We start from the raw sequence: 24,695 nt of genomic DNA, 5'->3' as shown, positions 1-24,695 counted from the left end.
CGGAAAAAACGAAAGTCACCTAATCCAAAGGAGGTTGTATGTCGGAAAAGATGATGAAAAAGAGCAGAGTTTTACTGGCCGCGCTTTTTGGCATGGTTGCCATTGCGGCTCTTAGCATCTGGGGTTGCGGGGGCACCAGTTATGACACACCCGCCGAGAAGACAGTTACCACCAAGACCGCTACCGCGCTGATCACCGCCGCCGACCTGAAGGGGTGGATCGATGCCGGCCTGGTTAACAAGCCGGGCGGTTATGACAGGGTAGTCATCCTCGACGTGTCCAACGACAACGGTGACGGGACCAACAACTACAACTCCGTCGGGCATATTCCCGGGGCACAGCTCATCTCGGCAGGCTCCGCGGCTTTCATGGACAACACCCGGCCCGAGGGGCCTTTTAAGGTCGTGGGCAGCATGGTCTGCACCGGCGCCACTATCGACAGCATCATCCAGAATGCCGGCATCGACGGCAATACCACCATCGTCCTGACCAACAACGCGGCAGGGTTCGTGAACGTCGCCCGTGCCTACACCACCTTCCGTTACTGGGGCTTCCCGAAAGAGCGGCTCAAGGTCCTGCAGGGGGGCAACGCAGCATGGGATGCCGCTTACGACCTCACCAAAGCTGTTCCTACCATCACCAAGTCGACCTTCGGCGTGGCCCAAAACGGCACCACCAGGGTGAACACTGACATCAGGGTTTCGCTTCCCGAGATGATTGCCTACGTAAAAGGGATCGTAGCAGGCAACGCCGGCAAGGTAACCCTGATCGATACGGTGCGCGGCGCGTCCAAAGTCTCGTCTACGACGGACCTGCTTGACGGGACCAAATACACCCCCTTCGACGGCGCCATCAAGGGGTCCTACTCCTACTCCGCGCCTAAAATGACCACCCCCGACGGCAGCCTCACCTTCAAGGATGCCGCCACGATAAAAGCCGACCTTGCCGCGGCGCTCGGCACCGACGGCACCACCGCGATGACGGCGGCAACCCGCGACGCCACGAAGACTTTCGTCATCTTCTGCCGGGCCGGCAACTATGCCTCGGTTGGCTACTTCGCCTTGGACGGCATCGCCTATTACAACGACCCCACTGTGGACGTGAAGTGGTATGACGGCTCTCTTGGCCAGTGGAACCTCCTCGTGGCCAAAGACAGGACCGCGGTCGACACCAACGGCATCCGCGGGGTCGTAGGCGCCACGGTGAACGTACAGGGCAAGCTGGCAATCGGATCGGAATGGGATACCACGGCGCTGATGGATAACCTGATTTTCAACTACATTCGCCCCATCAGCGGCACTGATGCTAACCCGCGACCGGTAATCGACTACTCGTCGCGTCTTTACTCCGCGGAACCGAGCCTCGCTGACGGCAACCAGATCGAGACCGCAGACAAGGCCTATCGCAGCACGGTAAGCCCGGCATCTGCTGGCGGATCCGGCAGCGGCGGTGGCGGCTGCTAGCCGGAAGCACACTTCGCGCCCCTGCGGGGGCTGACCTACAAAGAAAAGGAGTGAATCTATGCTGAATATGCCAAAGATATCGACTGTCGCCGGGGCGACGTTAGGGGTAGCCCTGATGGCGGGGACGGCCTTCGCCGGCCCGAAAATGGTCTTCGGCCCCAACGACGAGGGGGCGCTGCAGCTCGACTACAAGGGCCAGTTCCAGATGACGGTGCGCGACACCGGCTCCGGGGAGAACAACGACGACAGCACCATGAACTTCAACTTCCGCAGAAACCGCCTGGCGCTCATGGGAAAATACGGCGACAACATGTCCCTCTACGTCCAGACCGAGTACATCAGCGACGCCAACGTCACCCCGCTGGCCGTGGCGGACACGAACCAGGGTTCCGAGTTCCAACTCCTCGACGCGGTGATGCGCTTCAAGATCAACGACGCCTTCCGCATCAACGTCGGGAAGTTCAAGTACAACCTCTCCCGTGAAAACCTGGAAGCCTGCGAGATGCCGCTCACCCTGGACCGCTCGCTCTTCATACGCGCCCCCTACACCACCACCCGCGACACCGGGGTGGCTGTCTGGGGCAACCTCTTCGACGACATGTTCCAGTACCGCGTCGATGCTATGGAAGGGCGCAAGGCCGTCTCCGGCGTGACCGCGCCTGCCTCCAACTTCCGCTACTCGGCGCGCGCCCACGTGACGCTTCTGGACCCGGAGAACGACTACGGCTACAAGGGGACCTACCTGGGCAAGAAGAAGGTAGCCACCATCGGCGCCGCCTACCAGTTCGAGCCTGAGGTCGCCTACGGCAACACGCTGGCGAGAAGCGACAAGAAAGACTACAAGGCCTGGACCGTGGACGGCTTTGTCGAGTACCCGCTTGAAGGCGTTGGTACCGTCACCGCATCGGCAGCCTACGAGAAGATCGACCTGGACGACGCTTACTTGAGTAGCACCGCGGTCGACCCGATGGCGACCGGCATCAACGGCGAGAAGAACGGCTACTACGTGAAAGCGGGCTACATGCTCCCCACCATGCCGCTGCAGTTCTTCGTCAGGTACGAGAAATGGCGCTTTGCCGAGCTGAACGGCGTGATCGACCAGAAGATCGACTGGTACGGCGGCGGGTTCAACTACTACCTGCGCGGCCAGAACCTGAAGCTCACCTTCGAGGCGAACTCCACCGGCTTCAACAAGGGTGGCGGTACTGGGAATACCGAAGACTTCATGACCTACATCACCCAGCTGCAGCTCATCTTCTAAAAGGGACACCGGCGGTGCCAGCCCCCTCTCGCTGTAGCAGGCGAGGGGGGGCTGGCACGACCTAAAAAGGAGGAAAACCATGAAGAAACTCACCTCGCTGCTTGCGGCGGCGATCATGACGGCAACGCTCACGGTTTCAGCATTCGCGGCAGGTCCGGTATCCGGCAAGGTTACCAAGGTGGACGGCGACAAGGTCACCGTAACCGTCGAGGGGGCGGTTCCCGCGTGGGCCAAGAAAGGCGCAAACGTAACCGCTGCCGGCGGCTCTCCCAAGGTGGTCGCGGTCGAGGGGAACGAGGTTACCCTGAAGTTCAGCAAGGCCAAGGCGGCAAAGATCGCCGTCGACTCCAAGATGACCCTGACCGAGTGCGAGGGCGACGAACTGCAGGGGTGCTAGGACAGGGCCGGCAGTCGTACGTTTCATCAAAGAACGAACGAGGTAAGAGATGATAAAAGCAACAGTAAGGGGCGCCCTGGCGGCAACGCTGGTCCTGGGCGCTTTGGCCGGCTCCGCATACGCGGAGAAGGCGGGGGTCGGCTGGAAGGAGGGGATTGCCGCCAAGTCGGGCAAGGCCAAGACCCTCGCCGAGCTCGCCAAGATGTACGATTCGAGCTCCTGCGTCGAGTGCCACGAGGAGCAGCACAAGCAGTCCCAGGATTCCATCCATTCCCGGTCCGTCTTCGGCACCGGCCGCACCGCCATGACCATCATGACGACCATCGAGAACGGCCTCATGGAAGAGCCGTACTCGGGGGTGAAAAGCCGCAAGGACGTCAAGGTGGAGCACCTGATGGGGTGTGCCAAGTGCCACCTGCCGCAGCTGGCCGACGCCGAGGATTCGGTCGCCCAGGAACTGGTGAACACCCTCTACGCCTGGAGCGACGCCCGCAAGAAAAAGGACAAGGAAGCGGCGAAGAAGTTCGAGGAGAAACTCAAAAGCGTCAGCATCAACTGCCTGATCTGCCACAACCGTAACGCCATCACCCACAAGTGGCAGGACGGCTACCCCAAAGCCGGGGTCGTCTACGGCACGAAGGCTGGGGATCACCCCTCCGACAAGTTCCCGAAGATGGCCCAGAGCCCGATCATGGACCAGGCCATCCAGTGCGGGCAGTGCCACGGGCTGGGACCCAACCTCGAGCTTGACGAGCCGACCCAGTGCTGCACCTCCTACGGGAGCTACCTCTGGGCCTACAAGGCGGAGGTGGGGCAGGAAAACTGCCAGGACTGCCACATGAAGAACAGCAAGCTCGGGCACAACATCCAGGGGTACCGGGATGCGGCGATGACCGACAAGGCTGTGGAGTTCCACGCAGAGGCTTTCGGCTACTACTGGCGCGACGGAGCCCAGGTGAAGCCCAAGGCCGTGGTCAAGGTAGAGATGGTGAACAAGGCAGGCCACTCCATACCGGATGGCTGACCGACCCCCAACCGACTGGTTCTGTCGGTAATAGCAAAGACGAAAGACGGCAAGGAAGTGTTCAACCAGGAGAAGATCTACATGCCGGTGCCGCAGCAGCTTGCACGCGGCGACCGGATGGGGCGCGGCCCCTACGAGAAGAGCGGCCTGATCGAGGATACCGGGCTTCCCCCCGGAAAGCTCGTCAAGGAGCGCTTCGACATCATGTTCCCCCTGACGGAGGTCGAGGAAAACGGCAAGACCTTGGAGAAGCCGTCGGCCTTCGACCTGGACGTGGAGGTGAAGCTCACCTACCTCCCGTTCGGGAGTCCCAACAGCGACCCGTTCGTCTGGAAGGAGTTCACCAAGACTGTCAGCATCAGCAAAAGCGGCAAATAGCTTCAGCGTACCACCGGGCGTAAAAACTTGATGCAATGGGCCGGCGTCCCCGCGACGCCGGCTATTTTTTTGCCTATTCATGAAACACTTTGGATAATGCCGTTAATTTTACTATAATGCGCGCGGTGCTTACCGGCGCAAGCTACTGCCGTGCGGCACATTCGCTACCGAATTGCAAAACCTAATTGGCGACGATCCTCCGTAAGTTCCCTCCCCCTCTGGGAGAGGGTGCCCTAAGGGCGGGCCTTGGCGCCGTAGTGCTTCGGTCCGCGAAGGCGGTTGGAGGAAGGTTTGAGGGGAAGGGGATCACGTACGGCCGTGGCGGAAGATCATGTCTAGTCAGATTCCGGAAAAAACGCCCATCGGCGGGATGACTCCAGCAGCTACCCACAAGTCAGCGTCGTTGTTCCTCTTGCTGCTCGCTGTCCTCGCCCTGGCGGGATGCAGCCGCGCCGGCAAGGCTAGCCAGTGCGTTTCCTGCCATCCCAGGATCGAGCAGGCGTCGAAGAGCCACCCAGACTGCGTCTCCTGCCACGGCGGGGACCCTAAAATCGAGAACAAGCACGCCTCCCACCTCGCCATGCACGGCCCCAGGAACCCGGCGGCGCCGGAGCACTGGGAAAACACCTGCGGTTCCTGCCACCTTTACCAGCTGGACCGGGTGCGCTCAAACCTCATGTACACGACCACGGGGATGATCAAGAACATCCAGCTCACCTGGGAGGGACCGGGGGGGCTCTACAGCAGCAAGGGGGGGGACGAATACGACCCGCAAGGGAAAGCGCGGCGGCTGAAACCGGTGGCGGAGCTCGACCATGTGTCGGGGGAGCTGTACCGGAAGTTCTGCTCGCAGTGCCACGTGGCGACCGAGAGCGGGGAGGTCTACGGCGCGAGCCACGCCTCCGGCTGCGCCGCCTGCCACTTCCCGTACAACGACCGCGCCACCTATGAGGGAAAGGACGCTGCGGTGAAGGGGAAGGGGCCGTACGCGGCAAGCCACGCCATGGAGAAGCTCCCCGGGACCGAGGTCTGCACGCGCTGCCACAACCGAAGCGGGCGCATCGCTTTGAGCTACCAGGGGCTCTACGACGGCAACAACTCGATGGTGCCGACCAGAAACGGCCAGCCGGGGCCGGTCATGACCTCGGGGGGGCGCAACCTGACCCATATCGCCTCCGACGTCCACTTCGCCGCCGGGATGGAGTGCATCGACTGCCACACCTCCAGGGACACCATGGGGGACGGCTACGGCTACGAGAACATGTACCTGCAGACCGAGGTCTCCTGCGAGGACTGCCACGGCGGGGCGCGACCCCCACGCTACCTGCAGATAGCGGGCGAGGGGGACGAGGCGATCCGCGAGTCGCGCGGCTACGCCATGCAGATGCGTCCGGGGATGAAGATGATCCTCACCGCCAAGGGGCGGAAATACTCGAACGTCTTCTACCGCGACGGCGCCGTCTGGGTGCTGGGAAAAAGAAGCGGCAAGCTCTTCAAAAGCCGCGTCATCACCGGGACCCCCGAGCACAGCGTGGTCGGCCACGGCAGGATGGAATGCTACTCCTGCCACTCCCGCACCGTGGTCCAGTGCTACGGCTGCCACACGACTTACGACAGGAGCAAACCCGGGATGGATTACATCGCCAAGCTGGCGACACCGGGGCGCTTCAGCGAGAAGGAAGACTACCGGATGCTCTACCCCTTCCCGCTGGCCCTGAACCAGCGCGGCAAGATCTCGACGGTCACCCCCGGGTGCCAGACCTTCGTCACCGTGATCGAGCCCGACCTTTCCGTCTCCAAAGACGAGTACGTCGCCAGGTTCAAGGGGAAGCAGCAGCTCCGGTTCGCCCCCTTCTACTCGCACAACACCGGGAAGAAGGCGATCGGCTGCGGCGAATGCCACGGCAATCCCGCTTTCCTGGGTTTCGGGCAGCACGTGGTCGCGGGGGGGGAGATTGAGGGGACCCTTATCTGCGAGCAGTCCGCCGACAAGCCTTTGGACGGCTTCCTCACCCTGAGGGAGGGGAAGGTCCGCGCCTTTTCCGCCATCACCAGGGAAAACTCGCGGCCGCTAAACGGCGCGGAGGTGCGGCGGGCGCTGTCGGTGAACCTCTGCCTGGTCTGCCACGACAAGGCGAAAGACCCTATCTACCGAAAGGAGCTGGATTATCGTGCGCTCAATGATGCTCTGCATCGTCGCCTGCTTTCTGCTCCTTAGCGCGGCAGCAGCCCTGGGTAGGGAGAATTGCACCGACTGCCATAAGATCGCGCTTTCCGGCGTCCACGCAGGCGTCCCTTGCCTCTCCTGCCACCTCTCCGAGAGCGACACGCTGAAGGACCCGGCCGCGGCCTCCGCGCGCGCCGCTGGGTGCGTCGGCTGCCACAAGGGGTACCAGGCCCTCTTCGGCCGCGCCATGGGGACCCGCGAGCGGGAAACCGCCTTCGTGGCGAGGGGCTTCGGCAAAGGGGACCCGGAGTTCTTCGGTAAGAACTGCAGCTCCTGCCACCTTAAGGGGTGCATCGACTGTCACGGCGGCAAGGGGCACGAGATCGCGAAGCCCAGGGACCGGGACTGCTTCGCCTGCCACAAGGGGTACTTCGTCGGGACCGACTACTACGGGATGGCGCCGCGCGAGGACAGCATGCGCTACCAGCGCGGCGACACGGCCTACGGCGAATCTTTCCTGAAGATGACCCCGGATCTGCACGCCGAAGCCGGGCTTTCCTGCGCCGACTGCCACTCCATGGCGAGCCTCGCCACGGGGCGGCCTTCCTCCAAGGGGTGCCTTGACTGCCACGAGCCCAAAAGGAGCGTCCCGGAGCACCGGATCGCGGCGCACCTGGAGAAGATGGAATGCTGGGCCTGCCATTCCGCCTGGGCCGCGCAGGAGTACGGCACCTTTTACCTTCGTTTCAGCGACAGCCCGTCGCAGGAGTTGTACCGGGTGCGGCGCGATCAGGCCTCCGAGGAGTACGTGAAGAGCGCCTACCTGAGAAAGCAGGACGCTCCCCCTTTAGGGTTGAACGGCCGAGGCAAGGTGAGCCCCATCAGGCCGCAGTTCATCGGGTACTTCACCGACATCAGGCAAGACCGGGCCATCTGGGAGGAGAACAGGCTCATGACGGCCGAGTGGAAGGCGTTCTTTCCCCACACCGTGCGCCGCGGCAGCGTGATGTGCGAGGGGTGCCATGACAACCCGCGCCGCTTCCTCTTCGAGCCTGCGGCGGACAGGATCTACCAGCTCCAGGCCGACGGCATGACGCTCCCCTCGTTCTGGGACCAAAGCGGGCAGAAGGTGGTAAACGGATCGTTCCTGCCGGCGGCCCGCTACCGGGAGCTGAACCGAAAGACACCCGCATATCGGAGGGCTTACCTCGAAAGATGGCGCAAACTGATCGATCACGTAGAAGCTTCCTCGCCGCGCTGATCTCCCTTTTGGCGGGGGGATGGCTCGTCGGGAGGTTCCTCACCCCGAAGCTGCGGCCCAAAAATACCCTCCTCACCGTGGCGAAGGCGGAGCTCCCGCCGGACGGTGCGCTGGTGTACCGGGAGGCGCGGGTGGCGCTGATGCGCCGCGGGGATAGCGTCTATGCGCTCGACCTCGTCTGCACCCACCTTGGCTGCACGGTGAACGTCACCCCGACCGGGCTCGTCTGTCCCTGCCACGGCTCCAGGTTCGACCGCGAGGGGAAGGTGCTGGAAGGGCCGGCGGACCGACCGCTCAAGCGTTACGCGGTGGAGGCTGACGGGGATCGGTACAGGGTGCTCGTGTAGGGAGGCGGCGGCAACGTTGCGCAGGGAGCTTCCCGGCAAGGGGGCTCACAGGATAGGAGAGGCCGAGGATTGATCAAGGATTTCGCCAGACATCTTTTTCCCAGGGCGGTGCTGCAGAGGGATCTCACTTTTACCTACACCTTCTGCCTGGGGGGACTCGCCTTCACCTCGTTTCTGGTGCTGGCAGCGACCGGCGCGCTGCTCCTTTTCTACTACCAGCCGACTCCGGCTGCCGCTTACCCCTCCATCCTGCTGCTCGAATCCTCCGTCTACGGCGGGAAGTACCTCCGCAGCCTGCACCGGCTCGCGAGCCACTTCTTCCTTGTCCTCATCGTGCTGCACACGCTCCGGGTCATCCTGACCGGCGCCTGCGCAAAGCCGAGAGAATTGAACTGGCTCACCGGCTGTGCGCTATTGATGCTTGCCGTCTTCGAGGGGTACACCGGCTACCTGCTCCCGATGGACCAGCTGGCGCTTTGGGCCACCCAGACGGGGATGGAGCTGGTCAACACCCTTCCTTTCGGGGCGGCGCTGCGCACGGTCCTGGTGCCGGACGGGGTGGGGGAGCCGATGTCGCTGCTGCGCTTTTACGTGCTGCACATACTGGTAGTTCCCGGGGCGGTTCTGCTCTTGAGTTCCCTGCATTTCTACCGGGTCAGGAAAAACAAGGGGGTGCTCCCTTACCTATGAAACGAGGCTACGTAAAGAGTTCCCCGCACTTCTTCCGGCCGGTCAAGGTCTCCATGCTCCTGCTCGTCGCGGCGTTGATCGGGCTCGCCTGGCTTATTCCCGCCCCCCTGCAGGAGCAGGCGGACATCGCCCGCGTCCCCAATCCGGTGAAAAGCGCCTGGTTCCTGCTCTGGATCCAGGAACTGGTCAGCTATTCCAAATACCTGATCTACCTGGTGCTGGCGCTCACTCCCCTGTTTCTTTTTCTTCCCTGGCTCCCCATCGGCACTCCCGCCGCCAAGGCAACCTGGTTTCCCAAGGAGCAACGGCTGGTGACGGTCACCGCGCTGGCACTGGCCGCGGCCGTCCTGGCGCTCACCCTGGTCGCACTCTTCTTTCGAGGTCCCAATTGGCAACTGGTCGCGCCTTTCTGACATCGCTGGCGGTGTTATTGCTCCTTTGCTGCGGGAGCGCGCACGCGGCCGACTCCTGCCTTGGCTGTCACCGGCCGCACTACCGCTCGCACTACCGCGAGCTGGGGAGCTGTGCCGGCTGCCACCGGGGAGATCCCCGGTCCGACCGCATGAGCGTCGCGCATCACGGGCTGGTGGCGGCGCGTTTCTCCTGGTCGGGGGTGCCTGGCTCGGCGCCGGTTGCGCGCGGCAACGCGCTTCTGGACACCTTTGCCTGCCGCCGCTGCCACAATACCGCCGGCAGGGGGAACCGCCTGGCGAGCAACCTGGACCAGCTCCCGGCCGGGACCACGCCGGAAAACCTCTTCGCCTCGATCGAGGCGCCCGCACAGCAGATGCCCGATTTCAAGCTGGAGCAGGGGGCGAAAACGGACCTGGTGAACGCCTTATTGGCCGGCGCCAGGGGCGCCACTGTAAGGGGGAAGGAGAGGCCCCTGGTGGTGCATTTCGAGACGGAGGGAAAAGGTGAGAACGTCTTCGAGAAGAAGTGCGGGCCCTGCCATAAGATGCTGACCGCGGCTCTGGGCGGGGTAGGGCGGGGTACCGTCGGGCCCAACCTCTCCGGGCTTTTTTCCGAGTTCTACCCCCTGACGGCGGCGGGGCTGAAGCGCTGGGATACCCCGGCGCTGGAGAAATGGCTCAGGAATCCCCGGGAGTTCCGCCCTGCGACCCAGATGCGCCCGGTCCTGTTGAAAAAGGCGGAGTACGATCTCTTGCTGCAGATAATGGATCCGACTTCCCGCCCGGTCGCCGCCAAAGCCGCACGTTAAAAGCCCCGCCGGATCCGGCGGGGCTTTTTTATTGATGCTGCGCCTGCCTTGAACGCCAGGCGTTATCTGACGATCTCCTCCAGGTTGCCGGCGATGGTGGTCGACGTCGCCGCCTGCTCTTCCGAAGCGGTGGCGATCTGGGAGATGACCTGCTCGATCTCCTCGATCGACTGCACGATGTTGGAAAGGGATTGGTCCACCTGGTGCGAAAGCGACTCGCTCACTTCCGCCTCCGTCTTCCCCCTCTCGATCGACTCTACTGCCTGCATGGTCTCCTTCTGGATCTCGTCCACCATGAGGCGTATCTCCTTGGTCGATCCGACGGTACGGTCGGCTAGCCGGCGCACCTCGTCGGCTACGACGGCGAACCCCCTTCCCTGCTCCCCCGCACGGGCCGCTTCGATCGCGGCGTTCAGAGCCAGAAGGTTCGTCTGGTCGGCGATGTCGTTGATCACCGAGACGAACTCGCCGATCTTCTCCGATTTGTGGCCCAGGTTGCCGACGAGGAGGGCCGAGTCGCGCACTATCTCGGCAACCTTGCGCATTTCGCTCACCGCCTGGTTTACCACCTGCTGCCCTTCGCGGGCGTTGCCGGCGACCTTGGAGGCGGAGTCGGCGGCGTTGACCGTGTTGCGCGCCACCTCGTTCACCGTCATGCTCATCTCTTCCATGGCGGTCGCGATCTGGGTAACCCGGCACTCGAGGAAGTCCTTGCGCTCCAGCGCTTCCCTTTGGTGCTGCGCCACGGCCTTCTCCGCGGAGATGTCGCTCCAGCAGGCCATGTAGCAGAGGACCTTGTTGGGATCGGCGCTGTCCCAGATCGGATAGGCGGTGGTGCGCAGGGTGACGGTGCCGATCGGGATCTCGGCGGAATGGGGGAGGTTTGCCCTGGGATTGCCGAAGATGCTGCGGATGCGCGCCGGATCCTTGTGGAACTGGTGGATGCTGTTGCCGTCGGCGTTGCCGACGTCGGCCCCCCTGAGTCCCGCGTTCAGCTCGCCTCTGTGCTGTTGCATCATCTCCCTGGCGCGGCGGTTCATGTAGAAGATCCTGTTGTCGTTGCTGACATCGCAGAGCATGACGATGTTGTCCACGTTGTCCAGCATCTGGGTGAGTTTGCTGATTTCAGCACTTTGCTCGTCGCCGACGGCCTTGTTTGCCGAGCCGAACCATTTCATGAGATCTCCGGTTTGTCCTTATGGAAATAGGCGGTTGATCAGGCCCGGGAATCCGGGCTGTTAGCCTGTTTACCTTATTCGGACGATGCGGCCGATACTTGAGCCAACTTGCGCCCCCGGCAGACTTCTTTTTAACCCCCGCTTGTTGCGTTTCTTCCCTTTCAAGACCGGTCTGTTAGAATCCTTTACTGTTGCTTCCGCTGGAAAGCCTGCTCCGTGTATCGACATGCGACTTAACCCCCAGACAAACATCCGCCGGCAGGAGACTCGGTCAATGCCCAGAGCGATCATCGTATTTTCGCACCTGCGCTGGAGCTTCGTCTACCAGCGCCCACAGCACTTGTTGACCCGAATGGCGGGCAGTCGCCGGGTGATCTTCTTCGAGGAACCGGTCTGCGACCCGGAGCGCGAGTCGTTTCTGGAGTGCAGCACGCACGATGTCGAATTTGCTCATTTAGCTGACTCCGCTGCCGCCGGTCCCGTCCCGGCCGCCTGGGGTGGGATGAAAACATTGGCAGATAACAATTTATTGGCCTGCGGAGTCAACAGGCGCCGCCAAGGCCGCCGTCGGGGTGAGCGTCCCCGCGGCAGCGATTCCCTCTACCGCTAACCCGCCCCCCTTTTCCTGGCTAAGAGTGCCAGGAGCGCCGCCACCGCCAGCGTAACGGCTAGAAGCGCCGCCGACCCGAGCGGGTTGTTCAGTAGCGACGGGTCGATGAGCAGCACGAGCCCCAGCCCCAGCATCATCAATCCCGATACCAGCTTCAGCACCCGCCCCTGCCACTGCGTCAGCTTCCTCTCGCCGAGTTTCACGGTGAAGATACCGACGATGACGGCAAGCGGCAGCACGTAGATTACGCAATAGAAGGCGAGGTAGGCGTAGTAGCCGTAGGCCGGGAGCTCCCTCAGGGTGAGCATGCGGGTGAAGACCATGGGAAAGCCGGCGGTGCAGAGGAGTTCGTAGCTGTTGGCGGCGAGAGCCAGCACGGTGGTCCCGGCCAAAAGGGAGGGGAGCGCTTCCGCCCTGAGGAGCTTCCTCATGCGGGCGAAGAGCTTCGGTTTCTGCTGTTCGGGGATGCTGAGCGAGACCCCCTGCCCGAAATAGAAGAAGTCCTTGACGTTCACCGCGCCGACGAAGAGCGCCACGATCCCTGCGGCAAAGGTGATGGCGGGAAGCCCGCCGGTGATGAGGAAGAGGTTGAGCCAGGCCGCCATGAAGACGAAGTAGACGAGCCCGGAGAAAAAGACGAAGAGTCCGCCGATGAGCAGCATGCGGCGCCGCGAATGAGCGTGGATCAACAGGCTCAACAGGAAGAAGAGCACGAAGAAGGCACAGGGGTTGAAGCTGTCGAGAAGGGCGACCACGACGGTGAAGACTGGAAGCGACAAGCTTTGCGCGTCGACAGGGCCCAGGAGCGGGAGCCTGAGCGCAGGGGAGGGGGCGGATTTGGGGGCGGCAGGTTCGCGCGGCGCGACCGGCTGCACGGCTAAGGCCACTGCCTGTTCCACCTCCTTCGCGGTTTCAGGGGAGAAGCCGCTGAACATCTCGGGGCCGATGATGAAGACCGGCACCCCGGTCGCCTCCTTGTGGCGGGCTCGGGCCATCGCCATCAGCCGGGGGATGTTCTCGCGCTTTTCCAGAACCTCCCACGATTCGACGCGCAGGGTTGGGTACTTCTTTTTGAGATCCTCGATGAAGGGCTTCGCCTGGGCACAGTGGGGGCAGCCTACGCCCCAGAAAAAGTGGAGGGTGGCGGCGGGTGCGGTATCGGCGGCGTGGAGCGCAGTGGGAACGAGCAGGAGCAGTGCCAGGCAGCCGGCAAGCCAGAAGCGGGCAAGGCGCCTTATGCGGTGGGCGAGGGGGGATGAAGGCGTGGCCGCGCCGCGGGAATCCCCGCAGCGCCTGCCGGGGGTAGTGGGGGATGTGAAGATGGTAGCGCGCATCCGTTAATGATACTAAAAATGCAGCGGATGCCTACCTGCCGTCGCTTATACCAGCCGTTTCGCCTTGAGTTCTGTCTTGAGCCACGCGTACACCACCGGCGCCGCGACGAGGCCAGCCATGCCGAAAATCGCTTCCATGAAGAGCATGGCGCAGAGAAGCTCCCAGACGCTTGCCTTCACCTCCCCCCCAACGATGCGCGCATTGGTGAAGTACTCGAGCTTGTGAATGACGACAAGGAATCCCAGCGAGGCGACACCGACCATGGGGGAGACGCCGAGGCTGATGAGCACGATGGTGAAGTTGGAGATCAGGTTACCCACCACCGGCAAGAGGCCTGCCACGAAGGTGAGCAGCACGAGGAGGGTGACCATGGGGAGGTAGATCCCGAAGATGGGGAGCACCACGGCCAGGTAGATCGCGGTGAGGATGGTGTTGAGCGCGGAGATCTTCACCTGGGCGAAGACCACCTTGTCGAAGGAGTCGGCCAGGTTGATCAGCCTCGCGTGCAGGTCGGACGCCAGTGGGGGGAAGCCGTTTTCCTTGTTGAAGCGGTGCAGCACCGCCAGGCTCCCGACAACCATGCCGAGCACCAGGTGCGCGAAGGTCTTGACCCCGGAGATGCCGACCGAGGAGATGTTCTTGCCATGCTCCCGCAGCATGCTTGTGATCTGTTCGCGCAGTTCCTCGACCGTGTCCGGGAGCGCCGCAGTGAGATCCTCCGGGAGGGTCCGCTTCAGGTTCTCCAGGGTCTCCGCCGACATGTTGAGCAGGTTGGCCATGCCGTGGTGGCCGCGCAGAAAGGACCAGAGTCCGAGGCAGATGCTCGAGACCAGGGCGATGACGAAAAGGATGATTCCCGCCAGGGCGACCTTCTGCGTCAGGCTCCCCCAGCGCAGCGGAAGCATGGGGGCAAGCTTCGCGGTCAGGACGTACACCGCAAGCCCCGCGAAAGCGGCGGGAAGGAGGTGAAAATGCAGTACCACGGGGACGGACAGCGCGGCCAGCAGGTAACTGATCTGCAGGGTGTTCATCGTTCCACTCTCCAGGAGCAAGGTTGCACCAGCATCATTTCTACTATCACACAGGCATTTCGGTCCAGAGAAATCTTCATAGTTGCATATCGATAGGACATTTTCCGGTGCTTCAGGCGACTGCGCGGTCATCGCCACGGGTGACCCTGCAAGGTCCACGAGAAACAAAAACTGCCGGAGTGCCGGATACGGCTCCGATACAGTGTAAGGCGTTCCGACGGCATGTCAGGATTGACTACACACGCTCTTTTGCAAGTCCCCGTAATCACGCATCTTCGCAATGGATTAAATATTGCAAATCGGATAACCATAACCAAAAGGAGGTACCAAAATGAAAAATCTGGTCAGGTCCTTGTTCCTTCTTTCGCTAATGGCTTTTTCATATCCTGCACAGGCCACCATGATCAACGTTCTGCAAGCAGGTGGAACAGTCGATTGGCCGAAAGCTACAGCGGGAGATCCGGTATCTTGTGAAATCTTCGCGGGGCAGTACAACCCTGTGAGTCTGATCTCGCCAATGGGTGCGGCTCAGTTCAACATGCTTGTGCCGGCAGCCGGGGGCCTTGCTGCCGAGGACTGGATTGCAATGATGCAGAGATCCTTCACCCCGCACAGATACGGTTCGGAAATAGATTACTATAACGAATTCAACGCCATGTATTTCCAGAATGCCTTATGGGGCCAGATCATGTGGTTCGGAGAGGAGTACGGGTTGGGTGTCGGCTTTCAGGCACCGATCCCGGATTTTTCCGGCTACGATGTCCACGGTCTCTATATCTACAACGGCGTCGATGTCGGTTTTGACACGATGACCTATGATTTCCATATCTTTGCCGATGTTACGCCAGTGCCGGAGCCGTCCACCCTGTTTTTATTGGCAGCGGGTTTAACCGGCATGTTCGGGTTGAGGATGATGAGGAAAAGAACCTGCTGAACTAACTGCAGCAGCAAAAAAAAGGCACCTGCGAATTCTGCAGGTGCCTTTTTTTTGAACTATTTGGGGCGCTAGAGGAGTTCGCGCGCAGCCCTGATCGCCGCCTCGTAATCGGGCTCCTGCGTCACCTCAGGTACATGCTGGATATAGCGGATGACGTTTTGTTTGTCGATGACGAAGATGGAGCGGGAAAGGAGCTTCAACTCGTCGATAAGGACGCCGTAGGAAAGGGCAAAGGAGCGATCGCGGTAGTCGGAAAGGGTCACCACCTTGTCGATGCCGGCCGCACCGCACCATCTCTTTTGCGCAAACGGCAGGTCCGCGCTTATGGTCAGCACCACTACGTCCCCCGGCAGCTTGGCTGCCTCCTGGTTGAAGCGGCGCGTCTCGGTGTCGCAGACCGGCGTGTCGAGCGACGGGACCGCACTGACGATCTTGACCATCCCCTGGTAGTTTTTGAGCGAAACCGCAGCCATGGAGTTGTCCACCACCGAAAAGTCGGGGGCTGCGTCCCCCACCTTGAGTTCGGGTCCAACCAGCGTCACCGGGTTTCCTTTAAATGTCACCTTAGGCATCTCTTCCTCCTGCATCAAAGATAAATTCCGGGAAAGCTTAAGCGATTTCCGCAGGATTGCAAGGAGCGCAGCTGTGCCGCCGGTTCAGTGGCGCGTGCTGGCGTAGGCGCCGAGCTTGGTGTCGACCTTCGAGATGTGGTTCACCAGCCAGTTTCTCATAAAGGAAAGTAGTTCCAGGGAGAAGGGGACGTCGCCGGTGACGAAGTCTTTCTGCATCTCGGTCACCCGCTTGACGAAGCGCTCGTGCTCCTGGAGGTGCTGCGCCGCTTCAGGGTAAGAAGTCGCTTTCATCAGCTTCTCTTCGTGGGCGAAGTGGTAGGTGGCATAGTCGATCAGCTCCTCCAGCAGAGGTCCCATGGCGACCGTGGAGTTTTTGTCACAGAACTCGTCGTAGGCCTTGTTCAGCAAGGCGATCAGGTGGCGGTGATGTTCATCGATGACGTTGTTTCCGACTGACAAGCTCACATCCCAAGCAACAATAGGCATAGCTGATTCCTCCGCGTGTAATATATCCTCACATCTTATCGGGAAATCAGTGGAAAGCTTGAATGATAGAGTCTGGAAGCAAAAAAAGCCGCGCCCATTCGGACGCGGCTTTTTGAGGTGCTCTTTGAAAGCGAGAGATTGTTACTTCGCGCCTTCTGCCGGAGCCGGAGCTGCGGGAGCTTTTTCTTCTTTCTTCACGGCAGCTTTCTTGGCGTGCTTCTTCGCATGCTTCTTCTTGGCGGCTTTCTTGACCGGAGCTTTCTCTTCTTTCTTCACTTCTGCAGCCGGAGCGGCAGCCGGGGCAGCGTCAGCAGCGTAGACAACGCCAGCGAAAGCAACAGCAACAAGAGCAGCGACTACGGAGGACAATACTTTTTTCATTTTGAATTCTCCTTTGGGAGTGGGTTGAATTATGACCTCTCTTCAGCATATGACGTGCCAACCGCTGAGAAATGGCGTAACCGGTTGGAATCAGGCATTTAAAAAAAAGAGGCCACAGACCGCCCCCCACTGCATCGCCGCAAATCATCTCTTTTGCTGCCTCATTTGAGGTGAATATCCTTGCTCCGTCGCCCCGTCGCTCGATGAGGTCGCAGCTCCTAAGGGGAAAACGGCTGTGACGGTGGAACCCTGCTAAAGGAAAAGGGCCTTGGAAACCCCAAAGCCCTTTTCGACGGTGCAACGACTACAAACTGAAAAACTAGCGGCGTCCATACCCGCGGTCGTCGTATCCTCGGTCGTGCCATCTGCCGTGGTCGTGGTGGTAACCAGGCCCGTCATCGTAATACCACGGCGAGATGATGCAACCCGAGAGCAGCAGCGGCAACATGGCGATAATTATCAGCGCTTTCACTCGTTTTCTCATGACCGTTCTCCTTTGGCCTAACAATTTCCCGGTACTACCTCAAGTATCAGGATATAGGAAAAATGAGGAGGAAATGAGGAGAAAAAGTGAAAGCTTTTCATCGAGGGTCAGGCGGCATCCGGAAATCTCGCCCTGGCACGGGTCGAAAAGACCACGGGTCCTAGGACAAGCGGCAGGGGCTGCTGGATATGCGGCGTGGAGAAAGGTGCTTCACCAGTGTTTGGGCAGCACGACCCTGAATTCGACGCCGAGGCCGGGGAGGTTGGTGACCTGGATCTTGCCGCCGTGGTTGGTGATGATGCGGTTGGCGATGGGGAGACCCAGGCCCGTGCCGCTTCCTTTGGTGGTGAAGAAGGGTGTGAAGATGCTGTTCAGCGTCTCCAGCGGTATGCCGCCGCCGGTGTCGGAAATCTTAACCTGGACCGCGTCCTTGCCGTCCAACTCGGCCGGGGAGACCTGGATGTTCAGCGAGCCGCCTGTCCCCATGGCATCGAGGGCGTTCAGGATGATGTTGATGAATACCTGCTTCAACTGCTGCCCGTCCCCCAAAAGCACCAGCTTTTGCCGCGGGAACTTGGCGTTCACGGTGATCTGCTTCTCCTCCAGGGGAGGGGTGACCACGGCGAGCGACTCCCTGACGATGTCGCAGAGGTTGCACCGGGTGTAACAGATGGTGGTCTTCTTGGAAAAGAGCAGGATCTCGGAGAGGATCCCCTCCAGCCTGAGCACCTCGCGCACGATCAGGTCGGCGTGGGCCCACTCGCTGCTCTCCTGGGGGAGCTTCCTGGCGAGCCTGCCGGCAAACCCGCCGATCGAGACCAGCGGACCCTTCAGCTCGTGGGCGATGCCGGCGGCCATCTCGCCGATGGCGGCCAGACGCTCCTTCTGGAGCAGATGCTCCTGCGCCTCGCTCAGCTGCCGGTTCGCGTCCTCGATCTTGTTGTAGAGCATCGAGTTTTCTATGGCCATCCCGGCCTGGTTGGTGAAAAGCTGCAGGAAGCGCAGGTGTTCCTGGTTGATCGGTTTGCGGGTCAAGGCGTTGTCGACCAGTACCGCGCCCACTGCCTGCCCGTGAGCGATCAGCGGGGAGGCAGCCAGGGCGCCGCGGCCGGAATGGAGGGCGGCACCGTCGATCCCACCCTCGTCCGGGATGTAGATCAGCCTCTTCTCCAGGACGGCCTGGGAAGCGATGTTGAGCGTGCCGTCCAGTTCCAGCCGCCTCCCCTGCACCTGCCGGGAGAACTCCGAATTCCGCTGCTCAGCCATATCGTGGTCGGAGATGTCCCACCGGCTGGAGAGGATGTCGTCGCCTCCCCCACTGGGGGTGGAGAGGGGATGGGAGGTTTCGCTGGTGACCCCCAGCATGCCGAGAAGCACCCCCGAGCGCTCGTTGGTGAGAAAGAGCGAGGCGCGGTCGAAGAAGGGGGTGGGACCGGAGGTGAGCGCGGTCAGGGTGAGGTGGATCAGCTTGTTCAGCTGGATGGTGGAGAGCATGGTGTTGCTCATCCGGTAAAGAAGGGAGAGCTCCTTCAGCTTCTTCTCGTTCACGCTGTCGTAGGTCTTGATCTGCTCCTTGCAGATCGCCTCGGCCATGGCGCCGGAGAGAAGGCGCGCCACCGTTTCGGCAAGCTCGACCTGCTTGGGGGAGGCGAGTTCCGGCCCCCCGAAAAGGGTCATGGTGCCAAGCTGGGCGCCATTGCTGCCAAGAGGAGTGCAAAGGGCATAGCGGTAACTGGAGTCGGCCCCGAGTTCCTCGGCGCAGGTGACGCCGGTGGCGCAGGCCCGGTCGGCTATGGTGCGCTCCTGCTCCAGCAGGTAGGGAAGCTTCGGCCCCATACCCCTGCGGCTGCTCCGGATCACCCGCTCCCTGCTGGAACCCCTTTGCTTCAGCCGGACGATGGCGCAACTTGAGAGGCCGGAACTTGTGCAAAGCTGCATCAGCTGGTTCAGCAAGACGCCGCGCGGCTGCGGCGAGCTCAAGAGCTTGGCGAGCGCGGAAAGCAGCGACAGGTTGCGCTGCGCCTCCTCTGATTCTTCGGCCGCAGCAAGGCTCGCTAGCGCCAGCGAGAACACCGGGGTCAGGACGCGGGCCCTTTCGGCGGCTTCCTTGACCGGTTCCCCGGTGGCGCTTTCCAGCGCGAGCACGGCGAAAAGCCGGTCGCCGTCGACAAGGGGGAGCGCTGACGTGGAGCCGTTGCCGGAGCGCGGCTCGTCGCCGTGCAGCTGGTCGGCGGTTAAGTTTTGGGGGGCAAGGGTGGCGGCTGCGCGCCCGGCGCCACCGGCGCCGTAAGGGATGTGACAGCTATGACCGCAGGGAAGGGGGAGCGTGCTGAAGCGGCGCTGCAAAACGCGCCCCTTCACGTCGGGAACATAGATGGTGGCCGAGGCGATTCCGTGTCCACGGGCCGCCAGGCGGAGCAGGGAGTTGAGCCGGACCTGAGGGGAGCGACCGGAGGACTGGGCAATAGTTAACGCTTGCTCCAGGAGGTTTTGTCCCTTCCGGGCAGCCATGGGAACTCCGAAGGAAACGACAGCTCTAGGGGGTTTTATTGGTTACCGAAAGCGTTCTTTCTTTTCTTGTTCCATCTTGCAGTCGATGCAGAGCGTGGTTACCGGGCGGGCTTTGAGGCGCGCCTCGCTGATGTCCTCTTCGCAGACCTCGCAGATGCCGAAGGTTCCGGCCTCTATCCGGGCCAGCGCCTCCTGGATCTTCACGATAAGCTTCCGCTCCCGGTCACGGATCCTCAATTCGAAGGTGCGGTCCGATTCCTGGGTGGCCCTGTCGGTGGGGTCGGGGAAGTTGGTCGTGTCGGAGGTCATCTCGGAGACGGTGCGGCCTGCCTCTTCGAGGAGCGATCTCTTCTCTTCCTGCAGGATACCTCTGAAGTACTCGAGCTTTTCCGTATTCATGACACCTGTCCTTTTCTAATCAATTCGACATTAAAGAGGATTTTTCCCCATTAGTAAAGCGAAATTTGCCTGGAGATGAACAAAAATCACGGGTAAAAGCGCAGGGATCGCTGCGCAGGCATCCTTTTGTCGCTCATTAGATCGGGTTCATATCGCTTCCAGCGCCTCGGGGAGCGAACTCACCGCCACCACCTCGAGCCCGGGGATCCCCTTTCTCGGGGCGTTCCCCTTGGGTACGATGGCGCGGGTGAAGCCGTGCTTCACCCCTTCCTTGAGCCGCATCTCCCCGTTGGAGACCGGGCGGATCTCGCCGGAGAGCCCCACCTCCCCGAAGACCAGCAGGTCCTGGGGGAGCACAGTGTTCCGGAAGCTGGAAACTATGGCGAGTGCCACCGCCAGGTCGGCGCTGGTCTCCAAGACCCTGATCCCCCCCACGACATTCACGAAGACGTCCTGGTCCGAGAGCACGAGGCCGCCGTGCTTGGTGATGACGGCGAGGATCATGGCGATGCGGTTTTGGTCCAGCCCGATGCCGAGCCTGCGCGGCGAGCCGTACTGCGCCCCCACCACCAGGGACTGGATCTCGACCAGAAGCGGCCTGGTCCCTTCCCAAAGAACGCTGATCAGGCTTCCGGGCGCGGCGCTCTCGCTGCGGGAGAGGAAGATGGCCGAGGGGTTTTTCACCTCGCGCAGCCCCCCCTCGGTCATGGCGAAGACCCCCAGTTCGTTCACGGGACCGAAGCGGTTCTTCGTGGTGCGCATCAGCCGGTACCGTGAGTCCTCGGTGGAGGAGAGCATCACCTGGGTGTCGACCATGTGGGAGAGGGTCATGGGGCCGGCCAGAGACTGGTCCTTCGTTACGTGCCCGACCATGATCAGCACCACCCCGGAGGTCTTGGCGTAGCAGGTGAGCGCGGCTGCGCACTCGCGCACCTGGGACACCCCTCCGGGCGCCGCCTCCAGCGCTGCGGACTGCATCACCTGGATCGAATCGATCACCACCACCTCGGGGCGCTCGGACTTCGCGGCCTCCAGGACCGCTTCCACCGAGCTTTCGGCCAGCATCTTCACCCGGTCCAGGGGAAGCTGAAGCCTCCTTGCGCGCCCGGCGATCTGCTGCAGCGACTCTTCGCCCGAGACGTAGAGCACCTCCTTGGAGGCGGCGGCAAAGCACATGGTCTGCAAAAGGATGGTGCTCTTCCCGGCGCCGGGGTCCCCCCCGATCAGGATCACCGAGCCGGGGACGAAGCCACCGCCCAGGACCCGGTCGAACTCCTCGCTGCCGCTGGAAAAGCGGGCCTTTTCGCTGCACTCGACCTGGGAAAGAAGGGTCACCGAAGAGGTGGCACCCGCGAAACCTTCGCGCCGCGCCGAGCGCTCGGATCCGAGCCGGACCTCCTTGATGGTGCTCCAGGCGTCGCAGGCGGTGCAGTGTCCCTGCCACTTCGGGTAATCCGCGCCGCACTCGGAACAGACGAACCCTGTCTTTACTTTTACCTTGGCCATATCCCCCGTCCCCGCACCCCGAACGGGGCAAAAACTACGCAATACTAAGCTTTTTGCCCACAGGTGTCAACTGCGGCGCACTTCTGCGGCCGCGCCCCCTATTAGTTTGACAAGCTTTCGCTCGGTGAGATAAAATCGCGCACGGCTCTAATGTGTAAGGGTTGGGTCAGGGGAGGCATCTTTGCCAGTCGTAAACAAGAAACTGCTCAAGCTCGTCCCGCCGGCGGAGAACCCGGGGTTCCTGGTCCAGGCGCTGGTCGAGTTGCACAAGGCGGTGAAGGGGGCGGGTTTCTACCCCAAGGGGCACCCGTACCGCACCGAGACCCTGCAGCGCGCCTACGACGGCCTGAGAAGGCTCGTAGCGGACCGCGAGCTGGTGCTCGGCGTGAACCGGCAGGGCTTTATCTTGACGGGAGAGCCTGTGCAGGGGAACAGCATGGTGCAGCAGCTGGCGCATGAGTGCTTCATCCGCAGGATCGCCAACATAAGCTTCATGCAGGACCTCATCCCCGGAGACCTGGGGGTCTTCGTGCATCTGCTCAACTGTGACCCGCAGAAGGGGGCCGCCGCCGGCGGCCTTGCCAAAGAGCTGGAAGACAAAGGGGTGCGGACCATCTGGGTCAACGAAAAGGACTTGGCCTCCATCTGGGCCAAGCGCCCCGCATACCAGGAAGGGGAGCAGGAGGGCTGGGATAGCATCCCCTCTCTAGGGGCTCCCCCGTCACCCGCGAACCAGCAGCGCGGCATCGGCGAACTGCTGCTGCTGATGGCGGGGGAACAAAGCGACATGCGCTACCAGGATCTGGGACGGGAGCTGATGGCGGGGTATCACGCCGACCCGCAGCAGGTCCCGGTCCTCACCATCCTGGAGGAGCTGCTGCGCCAGCATCAGGAGCCGGAACGGAGCCTCCCCCAGCGGGAGTACGCCCTGTTCACGCTGGATCAACTGGCGGACGGAGCGGCGGACCAGCTGATGAACGCGCTGGAGAGCCGCGACTGCGAGGTGCGGGATTCGATCCACCGGGTGCTGGCGGTCCTTGGGGGGAAAGGGGCCTACTGGGTGATCCAGAGAATCTGCCTGGCCCAGGGGCTCTTCGAAAGGAAATCGCTCGCCGCAGCGCTCGTTGCCATGGGGCAGTCCGCCGTAGCGCCTCTGGTCGCGATGCTAAAGGACGAGCGCTGGTACGTGGTGCGCAACATGGTGGCGATCATTGGGGAGTTGCGCTGCGCCGACTGCGTCCTTGCCCTCAAGCGCCCCTTGTACCACCACGACGTCCGGGTGCGCAAGGAAGCGGTCCGGGCCCTGATGAAGATAGGGGGGGAGGCGTCGGTGCTCCTGCTGCTGCCGCTGCTGGAAGAGGAGGACGAGGGTGTGGTGCGCCACGCCATACTCTCCCTGGGGCTTATGCGGAGCCGCGAGGCGGTGCCTGCGCTTTTGAAGCTTCTGGAGCGCCGCGACCTCCTGTTGAAGGAGCTCGGAGTGAAGAAGGAAGTGGTGACGGCACTGGGGCGCATCGGCGACCGCAGGGTCACGCCGCAACTGCTCAAGATGCTCGGCACCCGCGGCTGGCCGGTCATGGGGCGCTGGCTCGAACTCAAGGTGGCGGTCGCCTCGACGCTGGGGATGCTGGGCGACGAGACGGCGATTGCCGCCCTCAGCACGCTCGCCCGCGGCTCCGGCGCGCTCGCCGAGTCCTGCCGGGAGGCATTGGACGCCATCGAAAGGATCTCAGGAGGGACCCATGATTGACGGCCTGCAGCATGCACAACGCCTGGCGACTCTGCTGTCGGGGGCGATCAAGGGGGCGGGGCTCTACCCTCCGGGGCACCCCGCCTCGTTGCAGCCCTTCCGGGAGATGGAAAACCTGATGCTGGTGCTGCAGAGAAACGGCGGAGACCTGCGGCTGGCAGTAGTGGACGGCGTTCTCTCCGTGGGCGAGCATCTCTTCTTCGCCCCCCCTGCGCCGCTGCAGGAGCTGATCAACCGCCTGGAGGAGAAGGGGATTGCCGGGTTGGTCCTGAAGCCGGGGGTGCTGGCGCCGGACCTGTCCGTGCTGGCGCGCCTTCTCGCGGAGGGAAGCGGCGAGGCCGGCGAACTCTCCCGTGGGCTCAAGGAGGCCGGCGTAAAACTGATCGAGGTGATGGAGGAGGATTCCCTCTCCCACACCTACAACGAAGCGGTGAGCGCGGTGCGCGACATCTTCGAGGAGATCGGCAAGGGGCGCATACCCAACTCCCGGCGCATGCTCACCGTGGTGAGCAGCCTCGCCTCCGCGGCGATCAAGGAGCCCGCCGCGCTCCTGGGCCTGGCCCTGATCAAGGATTACGACAACTACACCTTCCAGCACAGCGTCAACGTGGGGGTGCTCTCCATGGCGCTCTCGGCGTCCATGGGGCACCGGGAGCCAGAAGTGGAGGAAAGCGGGCTGGCCGGTTTTCTCCACGACATCGGCAAGACGCGGGTGGACAAGGACATCCTCAACAAGCCGGGAAAATTGAACAGCGACGAGTTCGTGGAGATGAGGAAGCACCCGGAATACGGCGCCGCCATCGTGCGGGAGATGGAAGGGGTGTCGGAGAAGGTGGCGGAGGCGGTGCTTGGGCACCACATCCGCTACGACCGGGCCGGCTACCCGGAGTGGGCCAGGGATAAGGAGTTCGGCACCACCAGCAAGATCGTAGCGGTCGCCGACTTCTACGACGCCACCACCACGCTCAGAAGCTACCAGCGCCCCATGCTCCCCGACCAGGCGATGAAGGAGATCAGGAAGGCCGTGGGGGGTAGCCTTGACGGCGCCGTCGTGGAACGGTTCATGGAACTGACCGGGAAGTACCCGACGGGAAGCCTGGTCCGTCTCGACAGCAACGAGATCGCGGTCGTCTTCGCCCCCAGCAGCCAGCCCTGCGGCGCCGCGGTGGTGAAGGTGGTCATGGACCGGCAAGGGAGCATGCTCGACGAGCCCGAACTGAGAAGCCTGATCTCGAGCGGCGACTGCATCGTGGACCTGGTGGATCCTCTGGTAAAGGGGATCGACGTGGCGCGCTACTTCTAGGG

General features: G+C 62.3%; 24 protein-coding genes. 14 read left to right on the top strand and 10 right to left on the bottom strand.

The features are described from left to right. Positions 1–38 precede the first annotated feature (38 nt). The 10 genes from extH (at position 39) to extS (ending at position 10,210) form a co-directional block, all read left to right on the top strand. Positions 39–1,463 (top strand): selenite/tellurite reduction operon rhodanese-like protein ExtH, encoded by a 1,425-nt coding sequence (gene extH / locus GEOBRER4_RS19810; RefSeq protein ID WP_085814506.1) that lies wholly within the window; start codon positions 39–41, stop codon positions 1,461–1,463. A 58-nt stretch (positions 1,464–1,521) separates the two neighbouring features. Further along, complete coding sequence (gene extI, locus GEOBRER4_RS19805; RefSeq protein ID WP_185243675.1) at positions 1,522–2,724, top strand: selenite/tellurite reduction operon porin ExtI; 1,203 nt, start codon at positions 1,522–1,524, stop codon at positions 2,722–2,724. A 79-nt stretch (positions 2,725–2,803) separates the two neighbouring features. Further along, entirely contained in the window at positions 2,804–3,121 is a 318-nt protein-coding gene (extJ, locus tag GEOBRER4_RS19800) for a selenite/tellurite reduction operon protein ExtJ (protein WP_185243674.1), read from the top strand. Positions 3,122–3,170: 49 nt separating this feature from the next. Continuing rightward, entirely contained in the window at positions 3,171–4,523 is a 1,353-nt protein-coding gene (gene extKL / locus GEOBRER4_RS19795) for a multiheme c-type cytochrome (seleno)protein ExtKL (protein WP_264177096.1), read from the top strand. 370 nt (positions 4,524–4,893) lie between these two features. After that, positions 4,894–6,741, top strand: coding sequence for a selenite/tellurite reduction operon c-type cytochrome ExtM (gene extM, locus GEOBRER4_RS19785; protein ID WP_185245372.1), 1,848 nt, complete (start codon positions 4,894–4,896; stop codon positions 6,739–6,741). Continuing rightward, entirely contained in the window at positions 6,695–7,951 is a 1,257-nt protein-coding gene (extO, locus tag GEOBRER4_RS19780; protein ID WP_185243672.1) for a selenite/tellurite reduction operon b-type cytochrome iron-sulfur cluster-binding subunit ExtO, read from the top strand. Before extM ends, extO begins: the two co-directional genes overlap by 47 nt. Continuing rightward, on the top strand, positions 7,906–8,298 hold the full coding sequence (locus GEOBRER4_RS19775) for a QcrA and Rieske domain-containing protein (RefSeq protein WP_185243671.1): 393 nt from the start codon (positions 7,906–7,908) through the stop codon (positions 8,296–8,298). Before extO ends, GEOBRER4_RS19775 begins: the two co-directional genes overlap by 46 nt. A gap of 69 nt (positions 8,299–8,367) precedes the next feature. Then, positions 8,368–8,988, top strand: a complete 621-nt coding sequence (locus tag GEOBRER4_RS19770) for a cytochrome b N-terminal domain-containing protein (RefSeq protein ID WP_185243670.1) — start codon at positions 8,368–8,370, stop codon at positions 8,986–8,988. After that, positions 8,985–9,401, top strand: coding sequence for a selenite/tellurite reduction operon b-type cytochrome membrane protein ExtQ (extQ, locus tag GEOBRER4_RS19765; RefSeq protein ID WP_085814514.1), 417 nt, complete (start codon positions 8,985–8,987; stop codon positions 9,399–9,401). Before GEOBRER4_RS19770 ends, extQ begins: the two co-directional genes overlap by 4 nt. Continuing rightward, positions 9,377–10,210, top strand: coding sequence for a selenite/tellurite reduction operon c-type cytochrome lipoprotein ExtS (extS, locus tag GEOBRER4_RS19760; protein ID WP_185243669.1), 834 nt, complete (start codon positions 9,377–9,379; stop codon positions 10,208–10,210). Before extQ ends, extS begins: the two co-directional genes overlap by 25 nt. Before the next feature lie 62 nt (positions 10,211–10,272). On the opposite strand, the gene GEOBRER4_RS19755 is transcribed toward extS, so the two are convergent. Beyond that, on the bottom strand, positions 10,273–11,388 hold the full coding sequence (locus GEOBRER4_RS19755) for a methyl-accepting chemotaxis protein (RefSeq protein WP_185243668.1): 1,116 nt from the start codon (positions 11,386–11,388) through the stop codon (positions 10,273–10,275). 274 nt (positions 11,389–11,662) lie between these two features. Between GEOBRER4_RS19755 and GEOBRER4_RS20185 the strand changes: the two genes are divergently transcribed. Further along, complete coding sequence (locus tag GEOBRER4_RS20185; protein WP_226377842.1) at positions 11,663–11,998, top strand: hypothetical protein; 336 nt, start codon at positions 11,663–11,665, stop codon at positions 11,996–11,998. Here GEOBRER4_RS20185 and GEOBRER4_RS19745 read toward each other — a convergent pair. Together GEOBRER4_RS19745 and GEOBRER4_RS19740 are read right to left on the bottom strand one after the other, a co-directional pair. After that, positions 11,995–13,332 (bottom strand): glutaredoxin family protein, encoded by a 1,338-nt coding sequence (locus tag GEOBRER4_RS19745; protein ID WP_185243667.1) that lies wholly within the window; start codon positions 13,330–13,332, stop codon positions 11,995–11,997. The genes GEOBRER4_RS20185 and GEOBRER4_RS19745 overlap by 4 nt on opposite strands. Before the next feature lie 45 nt (positions 13,333–13,377). Beyond that, positions 13,378–14,364 carry an AI-2E family transporter gene (locus tag GEOBRER4_RS19740; protein ID WP_185243666.1) on the bottom strand — a complete coding sequence of 329 codons (987 nt, stop codon included), beginning with the start codon at positions 14,362–14,364 and terminating at the stop codon, positions 13,378–13,380. 331 nt (positions 14,365–14,695) lie between these two features. Here GEOBRER4_RS19740 and GEOBRER4_RS19735 point away from each other — a divergent pair, with 331 nt between their 5' ends. Beyond that, positions 14,696–15,298, top strand: coding sequence for a PEP-CTERM sorting domain-containing protein (locus GEOBRER4_RS19735; RefSeq protein ID WP_185243665.1), 603 nt, complete (start codon positions 14,696–14,698; stop codon positions 15,296–15,298). A 71-nt stretch (positions 15,299–15,369) separates the two neighbouring features. Here the strand turns inward: GEOBRER4_RS19735 and tpx are convergent, their stop codons facing one another. The 7 genes from tpx to radA form a co-directional block, all read right to left on the bottom strand. Next, a complete protein-coding gene (gene tpx, locus GEOBRER4_RS19730; protein ID WP_085814525.1) occupies positions 15,370–15,873 on the bottom strand; it encodes a thiol peroxidase in 504 nt (167 codons plus the stop codon). An 84-nt stretch (positions 15,874–15,957) separates the two neighbouring features. Next, positions 15,958–16,359, bottom strand: coding sequence for a bacteriohemerythrin (locus GEOBRER4_RS19725; RefSeq protein ID WP_185243664.1), 402 nt, complete (start codon positions 16,357–16,359; stop codon positions 15,958–15,960). Between the two features lie 141 nt (positions 16,360–16,500). Continuing rightward, complete coding sequence (locus GEOBRER4_RS19720) at positions 16,501–16,740, bottom strand: hypothetical protein (RefSeq protein ID WP_085814527.1); 240 nt, start codon at positions 16,738–16,740, stop codon at positions 16,501–16,503. Positions 16,741–17,059: 319 nt separating this feature from the next. After that, positions 17,060–17,224 carry a hypothetical protein gene (locus GEOBRER4_RS19715; RefSeq protein WP_185243663.1) on the bottom strand — a complete coding sequence of 55 codons (165 nt, stop codon included), beginning with the start codon at positions 17,222–17,224 and terminating at the stop codon, positions 17,060–17,062. A 210-nt stretch (positions 17,225–17,434) separates the two neighbouring features. Then, positions 17,435–19,735, bottom strand: a complete 2,301-nt coding sequence (locus tag GEOBRER4_RS19710; protein ID WP_185243662.1) for a GAF domain-containing sensor histidine kinase — start codon at positions 19,733–19,735, stop codon at positions 17,435–17,437. 42 nt (positions 19,736–19,777) lie between these two features. Then, entirely contained in the window at positions 19,778–20,134 is a 357-nt protein-coding gene (gene dksA, locus GEOBRER4_RS19705; protein ID WP_012532430.1) for an RNA polymerase-binding protein DksA, read from the bottom strand. A 147-nt stretch (positions 20,135–20,281) separates the two neighbouring features. Then, the gene (radA, locus tag GEOBRER4_RS19700; protein ID WP_185243661.1) at positions 20,282–21,640 is read right to left on the bottom strand and encodes a DNA repair protein RadA; all 1,359 of its coding nucleotides are present in this window, start codon (positions 21,638–21,640) and stop codon (positions 20,282–20,284) included. A gap of 181 nt (positions 21,641–21,821) precedes the next feature. Between radA and GEOBRER4_RS19695 the strand changes: the two genes are divergently transcribed. Both GEOBRER4_RS19695 and GEOBRER4_RS19690 read left to right on the top strand, forming a co-directional pair. Beyond that, a complete protein-coding gene (locus GEOBRER4_RS19695; RefSeq protein WP_185243660.1) occupies positions 21,822–23,390 on the top strand; it encodes a HEAT repeat domain-containing protein in 1,569 nt (522 codons plus the stop codon). Continuing rightward, entirely contained in the window at positions 23,383–24,693 is a 1,311-nt protein-coding gene (locus tag GEOBRER4_RS19690) for an HD-GYP domain-containing protein (RefSeq protein ID WP_185243659.1), read from the top strand. Before GEOBRER4_RS19695 ends, GEOBRER4_RS19690 begins: the two co-directional genes overlap by 8 nt. The last annotated feature ends 2 nt before the right edge of the window (positions 24,694–24,695 follow it).

Origin of the sequence: Citrifermentans bremense (assembly GCF_014218275.1) — a bacterium.
Lineage (GTDB): Bacteria > Desulfobacterota > Desulfuromonadia > Geobacterales > Geobacteraceae > Geomonas > Geomonas pelophila.
The sequence above is the reverse complement of the archived record's forward strand: the minus strand, read 5'-3'. Positions and strand labels throughout refer to the sequence as shown.